Genomic DNA, 13,722 nt, shown 5'->3' with positions numbered 1-13,722 from the left:
GCAGTAGATCCGCGAGGGGGCACACGGTGTTGCCGATCAGGCAGCAATGGCGCCGGGCCACCGGGGCGCCGTGCGTTGCGCGATACTGGGGGCACGGCACACGACCCCTGCAGGCAGGCTGATCGGTATGCACTGGTTCCGCGTCCACCTTGTTGTGATGGCCTGTCGCCATGCGCACCGCCAGGGTCGCGCATAGCGCCGCGTCACTGCTGGGGGCCATGGCGCGTGAGCTGGGCTCGCGCGTGCGCTGGCGCCAGCGTGGACTGGACGAGGTGGAAGCACTGCTTTCGGTGCTGCTCGCCATCGTGATTGCACATGCCATCGGTGCGACCAACATCGGCTGGGCCGCGTTCACCGGTTTCATGGTGATGCGCACGCAGCTGGCCGAGACGTTGTCACGCGGCGTGCTTCGGATGTTGGGTACGGCGGTGGGCGCCGCGATGGGCTGGGCCTTGATAACGCGCGTGGCAGATACGCCGGTGGTGGTGGCGCTGGCGCTGCTTTTCGTGGGCACGGTTACGCTGTACGCGGCGATCACCCGCCGGCACAGCCATGCGTGGCTGTTTACCGGCCTCACCTTCGCAATGGTCGCGCTGGACAGCCTCAAGCAGCCGCAGGTCGCGGTGCATGCGTTCGCGTTGACCCGGGTACTGGAGGTGGCTGCAGGAACCTCGGCTGGCATCCTGGTCAACCTGGCGTCTGCCTGGACGGTGCGGCCGCGCATCCAGGGCGCCCAGCACCTGTTCGCGGATAGAGTGGAGAACGCACCACCGGGATGGCAGAAGGCGGCGGCCGCGCATGCGCTGCTGGCCGGGGTCGTGCTGGGCGTGCTGCCGTTGTTGTCGCCGCTGCTGGGTGCAAGCGCGTTGGTGCAGGCTGCGATCACGATCATGGCGGTCATGACGGTGCCGTTGTTGTCGCTCGACGGGGAGGGCAACGCGGTGGGCACGCGTATCGCACACCGGTTTGCCGGCTGTGCACTGGGCGCGCTGGCCGCCGCAGGTGCACTTGTGGTCTCACATCATCACCTGCCGTTGGCGGTGGCGCTGCTGTGCCTGGGGGTCTGGGCGGGCCGCCATATCGAGAACAGCGGCAAGTCCTTCGCGTACATCGGCACCCAGTTCGCGGTCGTCCTGCTGGTGGTGGTTGTCCCCGATGACATCCATCAGCTCGCCAGCGCCCCGGGCTGGGCGCGACTGAGCGGCATCGTGTTGGGCATCGCGCTGCTGGTGCCGGCACGCGAGGCGGCGAAATGGCTCGGGCGTCGACGCAGTCGGCCAGCGGTGAGCGATTCCTGAAAGCGGGTGGCAGCGCACCGCGTTTCAATACGCCATCGCCGTGTGTGGCGAGAACCCCCGAATGCAGTCGTTGGCAACGGGTTATGGCTGTATGAAGCAGAGAGGATGCGTTGCGGACGCGGGTTCGATTCCCGCCAGCTCCACCACCTGTGCACCCGCATGGAGCCCAGCTGAAGGGGCTGCACTGGTTTCGACGTGGCGAGCAGTCAATGTGGACAGCCCGAGAGGCGACCGACGAAATCGGCGCAAAACCAAGTAAAGGCTAATGACCCTTACTACAATCAGATCGAGCAGAAAGAACTGCTTGTTGCCTGATTTCACGCAAGCGCACGTGATCACCGAACGCGCAGCCACCCCGCCGGCAACGGCGGGGTGGTTTTCTGTGCGTGGGTCAGAACTTCCAACCCACCCGCGCGTAATAGAACCCGCCGTTGAAGCCGTACGGGGTGTGCACGGGGTACTCCGCGCCGGCTACGCCGGACCAGGGGTTTTTGCCCGGTACGCGGTCGAACAGGTTCTGCGCGCCGAGGCTGAAGTACAGGCCGGAGTCGAACTTCCAGCCTACTTCGGCATCCACGATCAGCGCACTTCCGCCGTAGATCGGCAGGCCGCCGTCGGCCGCCGAAATCACGCCGCTGTCCAGATGGTCTTCGTAGAAGGAACCGTAGTAGTTGAAGCGCAGGTTGGCGTTGAAGATCTGCCGCTGGTGATGGACGCTGAAGTAGCCCTTGGTCTTGGGCAGCGATTTCTCCAGCTTGTAGACGCGGGCTTCGTCGATGAAATCGGTGTCGAAGCGGTCGACTTCGGTCTTGTTCCAGTTCGCCGCCAGCGAGTAGGTGGTAGTGCCACCGAAGTGATCGCTGCGATAGCTGGTGACCAGGTCCACGCCGGTGGTGGTGGTGTCGAAGGCATTGCCGAAATAGGTCACCTGTGAGATCGAAGCAGCTTCGGGATTGCCGCCTGCCACCAGCGCTGCGCGTTCTTCCGGGGTTACCGCGAAGCTGGTACTCAGCGCGATGCGGTCTTCGACCTTGATCTGGTAACCATCCAGGGTGAACAGCCAGTCGCCCTCGGTCCAGACCGCACCCAGCGACACGTTCTTCGACTCCTCCGGGGTCAGCGGCCGCGCGCCCTTGAGCTGTGCGATGGGGTTGGTCGGCGGCAGGGTGGCGATGTCTTCCAGTGCGGTGCCGCCGAACACGGTGCTGATCTGGCTGATGTTGGCTTGGCCGGGCGTGGGCGCGCGGAAGCCGGTGTTGTACGCACCACGCAGGGCGAAGCGTTCGTTGAAGTCGAAACGCCCGGTGATCTTGCCGGTGGTGGTGCTGCCGAAGGAGTCGTAGTCTTCAAAGCGCAGTGCACCGGCCAGCAGGAAGCGTTCGGTGACCTGCGCTTCCAGGTCCGCATAGGCCGCCCAGTTGCGACGGTCGAAGGTGCCGGCGGTACGCGTGCTGAACCCGTTGAAGCCGTTCGAGCCCAGCGCGAAGCCCTGTTCGGTCAGTGGACCAATGGCGGTGGAGGGGCCGTCGCCGGGGCTGATCTTGAAGCTCTCTTCGCGCCATTCGGCACCGGCGGCCAGGCGCAGGGGCTGGAAGGTGAAGCTTGTTTCAAAGTCGCGGGTCACGTCCACGTTGACGCTTTTTTCGGTCTGGGTGTTGCCGCCGGGGCGGAAGTACAAGCCTTCGGGCTGGTCCGGGCCCAACGATGCGTTGACGGTGTTATAGATGATGAACTCGATGTCGTTGCGGCCCCAGGAGCCGCTCACGTCCCAGTACCAGTCGCCCCAGTTGCCCTTGGCGCCGGCGAAGATCGAGCTGTCTTCCAGCTTTCCGCCAAAGCGCGGGGTGAAGCCGCCGGGCAGGCCGGACAGGAAGGTGTAGCAGTTGGCCGGCAGCGCGGCTACCGCGCCGCTGACCGTGCTGTACGGCAGCAGGTTGCCGGCACCGTCGCGCAGCGCGATGGTTGGGCACGCACCTGCACCGGTGAGGTTGCCGATCAGCAGGGTCTCGCCGCCATCGTTGGAATACACGCCGGAGCGCGAGGTGGGGTCGCGGTAGTAGAACCCGCCGTCCACGTCGCGCTTGGCGTAGTTGCCGAACAGGTAGAAGTCCACCGCATCCGTACTCAGGCCCAGGTTGGCGACCAGCTTCAGGTCGTCGTCGATCTTCGGGGAGCCCCATACCTGGGCCGGATCGCCTACGCCCGGGTAGCCGGCGGCGATGGCGGCAGCGGCGTCGTCGCGCTGCACGCTGCGCGAGGTGTCGTCAGCCTTGCGCCACTCGGCGGTGAGGGTGGCAAAGCCGCGTTCGGTGAGGGGCAGACCGATCTGCGCCGAGTACTGGGTGGTGAGTCCGTCGCCCTTGTAGAACTGACCGGCGAACACTTCGGCAGTGCCGCCTTCGCGGATCTTCTTCAGGCCGAAGTTGATTACGCCTGCAATCGCATCCGAGCCGTACTGCGCAGCAGCGCCGTCGCGCAGCACGTCTACCTGCTCCAGCGCGAGGGAGGGGAACACCGAGAGGTCGGGGCCCTGCGCACCGTCGGAAAGCCCATGGCCCAGGAAGGTGATGACGGCTGCGCGGTGGAAGCGCTTGCCGTTGACCAGCAGCAGGGTGTTGTCCGGCGGCAGGCCACGCAGGTTCGCCGGGCGGATCAGGCTGGCGGCGTCGTCGATGGGAATGGTGCTGACGTTGAACGAGGGAACCAGTACGCGGAGCTGGTCGAGTGCGTCGGTGGCACCCTGGTTGCGGAATTCTTCCCCGCTGATGATGTCGATCGGGACCGCGGACGATGAAACGGTACGGGGTTTGGTACGGCTGCCGAGGACCGAGACCGTGTCCAGGGTGGATGTTTCAGGGGTGCCCGGAGGGCTGCTGTCCTGTGCCACCGCGATGGAGCTGGTGACCAGCAGCGCGGCGGCCAGTGCCGCCTTTACTGCAGATGCCAATGGCGAAATTGCTTTCGGAGCGTGAACACACTTGCCAATGCGGTAGTCCATGCATGCACCTTGCAGTCAGATTGTGGGTTTAGTCGTTCTCGTAGGTACTCATCCGGTTGGTTCTCCTTGCGTGCCAGAGGGGCTGGTGCGCTGCACAAAGAATTAACAGAACGTAAACAGTACTGCAACGTATCTTTCGTTTTTGTCTCACTTACGGGACGCAGAGCACATCGTGAGGCGAATAGCGGTAGTATTCGCCTCATTACATGAGGCGAATAGAGGTGTTATTCGGCTCACCGCCCTTCTGAGGAAACGTCATGGCTTCCCGCTGGATATGGCAGAACCCCGACTGGCCTTCGTTCCAGTGGCAGCAGGCTGAGCTGGCGCCGCTGCTGCGGGCGTGTGCCCAGGCCCAAGGACAATTGACCGGGATGGTGGACGCCGAGAACGACGCCGAGCGCGCCGAAGACGCGCTCGATGCCCTGCTGGCCAACGTGATCACTTCGTCGGCGATCGAAGGCGAGCGCTTGAACGTGGCGTCGGTGCGCTCCTCCCTTGCACGGCGGCTGGGCATGGACGCGCAGGTCGCCATCAGCGCCCGTAGCGAGGGGCTGGCCGACCTGACCCTGGACGCCGTTACGCAGATTGAGCGCCCGCTGGACCTGCAGCGCATGCTCCAGTGGCACAAGTGGCTGTTCCCCGCCGACGACAGCTTTCTTCCCTCCCGGATCCGGGTGGGTGCCCTGCGCGGCGACGAACCCATGCAGGTGGTCTCGGGGCGTGTCGACCGGCCCACGGTGCATTTCGAGGCGCCACCCCGTAATGGGCTTGAGGCTCAGCTGGACGCGTTCTTCGACTGGTTTTCCGCCACCCGCCATGACCCGCACCTGGACCCCTTGCTGCGAGCCGGTGTCGCACACTTCTGGTTGATCACCCTGCATCCGTTCGACGACGGCAACGGTCGCCTGACGCGGGCGGTGACCGACCTGGCGCTGGCGCAGGAGCAGCCCCACGTGATCCGCTTCCATGCGATGTCAGCCAGCATCCTGCATGACCGCGCGGGTTACTACCGGGTGCTGGAAGAGAGCCAGAAGGGGGGGATGGACATCACCGCGTGGCTGCAGTGGTTCCTGGAAACGCTCCTGCACAGCCTGCTCCAGGCCACCACGCGGATCGATTCGGTGCTGGCCAAGGCACGCTTCTGGCGGCAGCATCCGCAGTACGCGCTGGCCGCCGAGCAGGTGAAAGTGCTGAACCGGCTGCTGGATGGCGGCGAGCGCGCCTTCGAAGCCGGAATCAGTGCCAGCCAGTACCGCGCCGTGGCCGGGGTCTCACGCGCCACGGCGTCGCGCCACCTGGCCGATCTGGTGGAGAAGGGCTGCCTGCGCCGCCTCCCGGGAGGCGGTCGTAGCACCCGCTACGAAATCAATGAAGTGACTGCTCTACCGCGTCCTGCAGCGAACCCTTGATCGCGCCGGCCAGGTCGGTGCGGGTGAACGGCTTGGCCAGGATGGGAATGCTGCGCCCCACTGTGCCACTGGCGTCGATGTCGCGCGGATAGCCCGAGGTGAACAGCACGCGCAGCGCCGGCTTGTGCGACAACGCGCGCTTGGCCAGTTCCCAGCCGGACATGCCGGGCATCACGATGTCCGAGAACAGCAGGTCCACGCTGACGTCGGTGCGTTCCAGCAGGCGCATGGCGGAAGGGCCGTCGTGCGCTTCCAGGACGCGGTAGCCGAGCTGGCGCAGGGTGTCCACGGTGTAGGCGCGTACGTCGTCGTTGTCTTCGGCCACGAGTACCGTCGCTTCGTCCTGCATCTCATAGCCGCCCAGGCCGCGTTGTTCGGCCTGCCCGGTCTGCGGCAGGGGCGCATCCGAGCGCGGGAACAGCAGGGTGATCGCGGTGCCGCTGCCCGGCGTGGAATCCACCAGTACGTGGCCGCCGGACTGTTTGACGAAGCCGTACACCATCGACAGACCCAGGCCGGTGCCGCGCCCGACCTCCTTGGTGGTGAAGAACGGCTCGAACACCCGGGTCAGCGTTTCCGCGGTCATGCCGTGGCCGGTATCGCGGACCCGCAGCATGGCGTAGCGGCCGGGCGGCACGTCGGGGTTCTGCGCGGTGAAGTCGTCATCCAGGTGGGCGTTGTCCACTTCAATGACCAGGCGGCCACCGTCGGGCATCGCATCGCGCGCGTTGACCGCCAGGTTGAGCACGGAGGCTTCGAGCTGGCTGGGGTCGACCTCCACGCACCAGATGTCGGGGTGGTGCACCATTTCCAGCTGCACCAGTTCGCCCAGCGAGCGGTGCAGCATGTCTTCCATGTCGCGCACCTGCGCATTGAGGTCCACCGGCATGTTGCGCAGGGGCTGCCGGCGCGAGAACGCGAGCAGGCGCTGGGTCACGTTGGCCGCGCGCATCACGCCCTTGAGTGCGTTGTCCAGGGCGCGTGCCGGGCCACCGGCGGCGTCGCCGAGACGGTCGGTAAGCAGCTTGGCGTACTCCACGTTGCCGGCGATGACGGTCAGGATGTTGTTGAAGTCGTGCGCGATGCCGCCGGTGAGCTGGCCCACCGCTTCGATCTTCTGGCTCTGGCGCAGGGCTTCCTCCGCCTGGCGGCGGGCGGTGGTCTCGACCGCTTCGGCGACCACGGCAGTCACGCTGCCCTGGTGGTCGAGCAGCGGCCGGAATGAGAATTCGAAACTGCGCTTGCCGGTGGGCAGGCGCAGGTCCAGCTCGTGCCGCGAGGCGGTGCCGGCGGCGGCGTCGTGCACCGCGCCGGACACGATCGCCGGTACGCCGTCGGTATCGGCGAACCAGGCCGACTCGCAGTAGATCGCGTCGCGTACGTCGTCCTTGCCGGCCAGGATCGCGTCCAGCGCGGCGGAGTTGGTGTCGATGATGCGGCCATCCAGGGTCAGCAGGATCTGGTGCTGGAAGCTGGACTCGAACAGCGCCTGCAGCCGGCTTTCGCTGCGGTGCAGGGCCGAGGTGCGCTCACTGACCTGGCGCTCCAGCGATTCATTGCTGGCGGTCAGCTGCGCCTGGGCCTGCTTGAGTTCGCCGATGTCGCGGGCCATCGCATACATGTGCAGTCGCTGCTGGCTGTCGCGCAGGTCGCTTTCCACCTGCTGCAGATGGCGTCGCTCCTGCGCTTCCTTGATGGCACGTATCACCGCCTCGGGCAGGCGCTGCAGGCGCGCCTTGACCACGTAGTCGCGCGCGCCACGCTTCAACGCTTCGACCGCCAGTTCTTCGGTCAGGGTGCCGGAAACGAAGATGAAGGGCACCTCCGGTGCCAGCTCGCACGCCAGCACCAGGGCGGCGTCGCCACTGAAACCGGGCAGCACGTGGTCGGCCAGGATCACGTCGAACGCGTCGGTGGCCAACGCGTCGCGCATGCCCTGCTCGGACCAGGTGCGGTCAGCGGTGAACGCAATACCGGCGCGGCGCAGCTGCAGCGTGATCAACTCCGCATCCAGCGCGCTGTCCTCGACCATCAGGATGCGGATCGAGGCGCCGTTCAACCGTTCAGACATCGCGATGACTCTTGGCGCCGAACAGGGTGCCGTGCGGCGGTGGCTGGTTGGTGATGCCCCAGAACATGCCCAGGCCCTGGATGGCTTCCAGGAACTCCTTGAAGTCCACCGGTTTGACCACGAACGCGTTCACGCCCAGTTCGTAGCTGCGCACCAGGTCCGGTTCCTCGCGCGAGGAGGTGAGCATCACCACCGGGGTGCTGCTGATCGACGAATCGCTGCGGATTTCCTTCAGCACTTCCAGCCCATTGAGCTTGGGCAGCTTCAGGTCCAGCAGCACCACCACCGGGCCGCCATGCTGGGCACCCTCGTAACGACCCTGGCCGCGCAGGTACTCCAGCGCCTCGACGCCGTCCCGCACATGGGTGACATCGTTCAGGAGCTGGCAACGGGCCAGGGCGGCCATCGTCAGCTCAGCGTCCTTCGGATTGTCTTCCACGAGCAGAATCGGCCGCAGGTCTCTCATGCGTTGTCTCCAGTAACAAAGGGAATCGTGAAGAAGAAAGTGGCGCCTTCGCCGACCTGGCCTTCGGCCCAGGTGCGGCCGCCGTGGCGGGTGACGATGCGGTGCACGTTGGCCAGGCCGATGCCGGTGCCTTCGTACTCGTCGGCATGGTGCAGGCGCTGGAACACGCCGAACAGCTTGTCCACGTAACGCATGTCGAAACCGCAGCCGTTGTCCTTCACAAAGAACACGTCTTCCGTCTCGCCGCGCTGGTGGCCCACTTCAATGGTGGGCTCGGCACTGTCGCGGGTGAATTTGATCGCGTTGGACAGCAGGTTCTGCCAGACCAGGCGCAGCATGCCCGGATCTGCCTGAACGCGCGGCAGATGGGGGAGCTGCCAGCGGATCGAGCGCCCGGCATATTCCATGTCCAGCTTGTGCCGCACGTCTTCGACGAGCGCGGTCATGTCCATCGAGATCTGACCCATCGTGGACCTGCCCATCTGCGAGAAGCTGAGCAGGTCGTCCACCAGCGTTCCGGCCGATTGTGCGGACTCCACGATGGTGGCGAGAAATCTCTTTTCTGACTCGTTCAGTCTTTCGCCGGCCGAGGACCCGAGTAGTTCCGAGTAGCCGACGATGTGGCGGAACGGCGCGCGCAGGTCATGGCTGACCGAATACGAGAATGCCTCCAGCTCCTTGTTGCTGCGCAGGAGCTGTTCGTTCAATGCGGCCATCTCCTCGGCCTTGCGCAGCACGATGTCGACGATGGCGGTGCGCAGTTCCAGCGCGGCATCGCGGTCGACATCATCCCAGGGCAGCGACTGCAGCTGCACGGTTTCCTTCCAGCCCTCGAACGAGGTGCGTGGCGAGAGCGGCAGGCCCGTCTCTTCCTTGCGCGGGTCACCGCCCCAGCGCACGGTGCGGACCACTTCCGGGCGGAACCACAGTACGAAGCTGTCGTGGATCTGCGAAATTGAAATGGCAAGCACGCCGCTGGCGACGTCGGCGAAGGCTTCGGCAGGTTTCCAGAGCAGCGGCAACCGGTCGGTGCAGTACAGGTCGCCTTCGTGCTGCTGCACGCTCAGCCACTGCACCAGCTCCAGGACCTGTGCGCGGCTGGGGCATTCCCCGTGCAGCAGGCATTCGCCCCGGTGCACGATGGCGGCACCGCTGGAGTGGGTCAGCGCGAGCAGGTTGTGCTGGTCGCGGCCCAGCGCGGACATGAAGTCGGTGTCGCCCGCCATGCGGCCCAGCAGGCGGACCTGGATGGCGCGGCGCGCGATCCTTGCCTCTACCACCGCAGCGCGTTCCTTCAGTGAAATCTGCAGCGACAGGATCTGTCCGATGAACTCGCAGGCCGTGCGTACGTGGTAAGGCACGCGCTTGGGCTGCGCGTTGTGGCAGGAAATCAAACCCCACAACTCGCCTTCGCGCAGCAGCGACACCGACATCGAGGCGCCGGTGCCCATGTTGCGCATGTACTGCAGGTGCACCGGCGACACACTGCGCAGCATCGCCGGGCTGAGATCGGTCGGCCCCGTAGCGGTGTGGTCGGCGCTGCGCACCAGAGCCACCGACTGGTAGTTGCTGTCGGCAATCAGGCGCACGCGGTTCTGCCGGTACAGCGCACGCGCCTGTGCCGGGATGTCCGACTCGGGAAAGCGCAGGTCCAGGTAGCTGGGCAGCACGCCGTTGCCGTCTTCGGCCACCACCGCACCGTTCCAGTCCTTGTCGAACTGGTAGACCAAGGTGCGGTCGAACCCGGTCAGCTCGCGGATCTGCACCGAGGCCAGCTCGCACAGCTCGCGGGTGGTCTCCACCCGCTCGATCGCTTCCATGAAGCGGCGGATGGCCGGGTACAGGTCTTCCAGCGAACCCGGTTCGCCCGGCACGGGTGCTTCCAGTTCAACAATCAGGTCATCGCCGAGCCGGTGGGCCAGGGTCTGGTGCCCGCCATGGGGACCGATGGGGTGCGCGCCGAGGAACTGCGTGGTGTCGGGCTTGATGGATTCCAGCGACGGCCTGCAGCGGGCCAGGGCGCCACCCAGTATCTCGTCGATCGGGCGTCCCAGTGGATCGCCGAATGCCTCCAGCAGGTCCGCACGTGCTATCGCGCGCTCCTTGACCACGAGCGTCTGCGGGCAGAGGACAAGGATCAGGCCGTAGGGTTGGATGGCACCTGGTGTGCGGATCGGCTCTCGGGCGCAGCCGGACACATCCAGCGCGCGGTCACTCACATTCCAGGACGACATTCGTTCAACCCCCGCCGGGTACCGTAATCAAGAAGCCACCCCTTAGCTTCTCATATCGGCGGCTTCAACCCTGTGAGGGTGAGGGCAGCGTCCGTACCGATTGCACGACACCCACACACACCGGTCACCGACCCGAGACGCAGGGGAGGGTATCCCTTGGGCATGGACAGGCTCTCCGACCACGCTGCCCCCGCGCTTGAAGCCGCTGCGCGGGAGGTATTGACCCGCCAGCCTTCGCTGCCGCTGCCCGGCCGCGGCCACACGCTGGAGCGCTGGAGATTGCTGGCCGCGTTGGCCGGGCGCGACCTGTGTATTGCCAAGGTGCTGGAAGCGCATTACGACGCACAGGCAATCCTGGCGGACCTGGATGCCTCGTTGCTGGGCGACGGCACGCTGGCGGCGGTGTGGGCCGCAGAGGGACCGCAGGCAACGCTTCGTTTCGATGAGGACACCGGTACGGTCATGGGCAGCAAACCGTGGTGCTCGGGTGCGGGTCTGGTGGATGTCGCACTCGTGACCGCGCGCCACGGCGAGGGTTCCCGGCTGGTGTGCATCCGTACCGACGCGCCGGGCGTACTGCTGCAGCCGCAGAGCTGGCATGCCACCGGCATGGGCGGGATTCCCAGTGGCACCGTGCAGTTCGACCACGTGCATGCCGAACCGGTCGGTGCGCAGGGTGCGTACCTGGCGCGGCCGGGCTTCTGGCATGGCGGCGCCGGGATCGCCGCATGCTGGTATGGCGCTGCAGTAGCCCTGGCGTCGCCGCTGCAGCGCTCGCCGCGGGTCGAGGGCGATGCACAGACGGCGGCACTGCTCGGGCAGATCGACATGGCACTGCAGTCTTCTGCCGCGCTGCTGCGTGAGCTTGCCGCGTGGATCGATGCGATGCCTGCCCGGCCGCACCAGCCAGACGTCATCCGCGTGCGCAGCGTGGTCGAGCGGACCTGCACCCAGGTGCTGGACGTTGTCGGTCGCGCCTTGGGACCGGCGCCGATGTGCCTGGATCCGGACCACGCCCAGCGTTGGGCCGACCTCACGGTGTTCATCCGCCAGAGCCATGCGGATCGCGATTGGGCCGAGCTGGGCAGGGCGGTGCAGCGCCAGGAGGAACCGTGGACGCTGTAGCGACGCGTATCGAGGGACGGGGCACACCCGAGTCCGACTGGGAAACCTGCGCCTGGCTGAAGGCACTGCCGTCGGTGCAGGCCGATACGGTGCTGCTTGGAGCGCGGCGGTTGATCGTGGTGTCACCACACCCTGACGATGAGGTTCTGGCCTGCGGTGGGTTGATGCAGGCGGCACTGGCTGAGGGATGCCATGTGCTGGTGGTGTCGGTGACCGACGGCGAGGCCTGCTATCCGGACCACCCGCGCTGGACGCAGGCCCGGCTGCGCGATGCCCGCCGCCGCGAATTGGCCAGCGCGATGCAGGCGCTGGGCATGGACGCAACCCATGTCAGCGCGCTCGGCATTCCCGATGGCACGGTTGCACTGCACGAACCCGACCTCGCCGCGCATCTGGCGGGTCGCTTGCTGCCGGGTGATGTGGTGGTAGCGCCATGGGTGCGCGATGCGCATCCGGACCATGAAGCGGTGGGACGGGCGGCGCTGGCAGCGGCGGGCAGTTGCGGCGCGCGTGCGCTGCAGTACCCGGTGTGGGCTTGGCACTGGCTGGACCCTGCGCCCGCAGCAGCGCCCTGGCCCAGCGCGCAGCGCATTTCCCTGTGCGCCGATTCACAGGCGCGCAAGCAACGCGCGATGGCGGCTTTCGCCACGCAGACCGGCACGGTGGGCGACCTGGAGTGCGAGCCGATCCTGCCCGAACACGTCCTGGCGCGTTTCCGCCGCCCCTACGAGGTACTGATCGGATGAGCGTTGCCGAATACTTCGAGCAGATCTACCAGGAACCGGACCCGTTCCAGTACCGCAATCGCTGGTACGAGGCGCGCAAACGCGCGCTGACCCTCGCCTGCCTGCCCCGGCATCGGTATCGCAATGCGTGGGAACTTGGCTGTTCCAACGGCGTGCTTACCGCCGAGCTGGCCGGGCGTTGCGACGCACTCCTGGCCACCGATCTCAACGCGGCGACGCTGGTCGAAGCGGCGGCGAGCACTTGCGACCGACCCAACGTACGCCTTGCGCAGGCCCGTCACCCGGAGGAGTGGCCGGAAGGCCGCTTCGATCTGATCGTGGTGAGCGAGGTGGGCTACTACCTGCCGCCGCAGGCGGTGGTGGAGATGGCGGCGAAACTCCGCGGCAACCTCACCGACGACGGTCTGCTGCTGGCCTGCCATTGGCTGCATCCCTTCAACGAAGCACGCAGCTCGGCCGTGCAGGTCCACCGCGCATTTGCGCGAGGGCTGGAGGAAGCGTTCTGCTACCAGGATGCCGATCTGCTGATGCAGGGCTGGGGCACCGGGCTGGCGAGCGTGGCGCAGTCGGAAGGCCTGCGATGATCGGGGTGATCGTGCCCGCCCATGACGAAGCACTGGCCATTGGCCATTGCCTGTCATCGATCGCCGCTGCGGCGGCCGATCCACGTCTGAAGGGAGAAGAGGTCGTCGTCGTGGTGGCGTTGGACGACTGCCGTGATGGCACTGCGGCGGTCTGCCTGGAGCACGGCGTGGCGACGGTAGCGGTCGAAGCCCGCTGCGTAGGGAGTGCCCGTGCGGCGGCGGCTACCTTCGCGCTGGCGCGCGGTGCGCGCTGGATCGCCAGCACCGACGCCGACACCGTGGTGCCAGCAGACTGGCTGTCCAGGCAGGTCACCTGCGGTGCGGACGCGTTCTGCGGGGTAGTCGGCGTCGCGGACTGGCTGGACTACCCGGAACGGGTGCGCAGCGCGTTTGCCGAACGGGAAGCGGCGAGGGACGGGCATCGGCATATCCACGGCGCCAACCTCGGCATGAGTGCCGCCGCCTATGTAGCGGCGGGTGGTTTCCCGGACCTGCACACCGGCGAAGACGTAGCGCTGGTGGATGCAATCGCTCGCAGCGGTGCACGCATTGCCTGGCTCGCCCGGCCCGCAGTGGCCACCAGTGCGCGGCGGACCGCCCGTGCCGAGCAGGGATTCAGCAGTTTCCTGCGCGCTTTGGAACGTGAGGTGATCGGCGCGGGCCTGCTGCCACTAGGGATAGCGCCGGAGTGAGACCCCGGAATAGCTGAATCAGTCAGTCTCGTGCAGTAACCCTTCACGCATTCCCGGTGTTCTTGATGGTGCCTCTACCTGAATTCATTTAAGCTCGGG

10 protein-coding genes are annotated in these 13,722 nt (G+C 66.4%); 6 read left to right on the top strand and 4 right to left on the bottom strand.

Annotated features, from left to right (window positions below):
• The first annotated feature begins 170 nt into the window (after nt 1-170).
• Complete coding sequence (locus HGB51_RS08475; RefSeq protein ID WP_070207454.1) at nt 171-1,298, top strand: FUSC family protein; 1,128 nt, start codon at nt 171-173, stop codon at nt 1,296-1,298.
• Nucleotides 1,299-1,689: 391 nt separating this feature from the next.
• Here the strand turns inward: HGB51_RS08475 and HGB51_RS08470 are convergent, their stop codons facing one another.
• Nucleotides 1,690-4,245 (bottom strand): TonB-dependent receptor plug domain-containing protein, encoded by a 2,556-nt coding sequence (locus tag HGB51_RS08470; protein WP_246233414.1) that lies wholly within the window; start codon nt 4,243-4,245, stop codon nt 1,690-1,692.
• Between the two features lie 308 nt (nt 4,246-4,553).
• Here HGB51_RS08470 and HGB51_RS08465 point away from each other — a divergent pair, with 308 nt between their 5' ends.
• The gene (locus HGB51_RS08465) at nt 4,554-5,705 is read left to right on the top strand and encodes a Fic family protein (protein WP_070207456.1); all 1,152 of its coding nucleotides are present in this window, start codon (nt 4,554-4,556) and stop codon (nt 5,703-5,705) included.
• Here HGB51_RS08465 and HGB51_RS08460 read toward each other — a convergent pair.
• From HGB51_RS08460 to HGB51_RS08450, 3 genes are read right to left on the bottom strand one after another with little or no spacing between them, the layout of a single operon-like run.
• Entirely contained in the window at nt 5,662-7,776 is a 2,115-nt protein-coding gene (locus HGB51_RS08460; RefSeq protein WP_070207457.1) for a response regulator, read from the bottom strand. The two genes, HGB51_RS08465 and HGB51_RS08460, sit on opposite strands and share 44 nt — an antisense overlap.
• The gene (locus HGB51_RS08455) at nt 7,769-8,242 is read right to left on the bottom strand and encodes a response regulator (RefSeq protein WP_070207458.1); all 474 of its coding nucleotides are present in this window, start codon (nt 8,240-8,242) and stop codon (nt 7,769-7,771) included. The genes HGB51_RS08460 and HGB51_RS08455 overlap by 8 nt, the downstream gene beginning before the upstream one ends.
• On the bottom strand, nt 8,239-10,476 hold the full coding sequence (locus HGB51_RS08450) for an ATP-binding protein (protein WP_070207459.1): 2,238 nt from the start codon (nt 10,474-10,476) through the stop codon (nt 8,239-8,241). Before HGB51_RS08450 ends, HGB51_RS08455 begins: the two co-directional genes overlap by 4 nt.
• 162 nt (nt 10,477-10,638) lie before the next feature.
• Between HGB51_RS08450 and HGB51_RS08445 the strand changes: the two genes are divergently transcribed.
• From HGB51_RS08445 to HGB51_RS08430, 4 genes are read left to right on the top strand one after another with little or no spacing between them, the layout of a single operon-like run.
• Complete coding sequence (locus HGB51_RS08445; RefSeq protein ID WP_070207460.1) at nt 10,639-11,601, top strand: acyl-CoA dehydrogenase family protein; 963 nt, start codon at nt 10,639-10,641, stop codon at nt 11,599-11,601.
• Nucleotides 11,589-12,347, top strand: coding sequence for a PIG-L deacetylase family protein (locus HGB51_RS08440; RefSeq protein WP_070207461.1), 759 nt, complete (start codon nt 11,589-11,591; stop codon nt 12,345-12,347). Before HGB51_RS08445 ends, HGB51_RS08440 begins: the two co-directional genes overlap by 13 nt.
• Complete coding sequence (locus HGB51_RS08435) at nt 12,344-12,931, top strand: methyltransferase (RefSeq protein WP_070207462.1); 588 nt, start codon at nt 12,344-12,346, stop codon at nt 12,929-12,931. The genes HGB51_RS08440 and HGB51_RS08435 overlap by 4 nt, the downstream gene beginning before the upstream one ends.
• Nucleotides 12,928-13,623, top strand: coding sequence for a glycosyltransferase family 2 protein (locus HGB51_RS08430; protein WP_070207463.1), 696 nt, complete (start codon nt 12,928-12,930; stop codon nt 13,621-13,623). The genes HGB51_RS08435 and HGB51_RS08430 overlap by 4 nt, the downstream gene beginning before the upstream one ends.
• Nucleotides 13,624-13,722 lie beyond the last annotated feature (99 nt).

This window comes from Stenotrophomonas bentonitica (genome assembly GCF_013185915.1).
Taxonomy (GTDB): Bacteria; Pseudomonadota; Gammaproteobacteria; order Xanthomonadales; family Xanthomonadaceae; genus Stenotrophomonas; species Stenotrophomonas bentonitica.
This window is presented reverse-complemented; position numbering and strand designations above follow the sequence as displayed.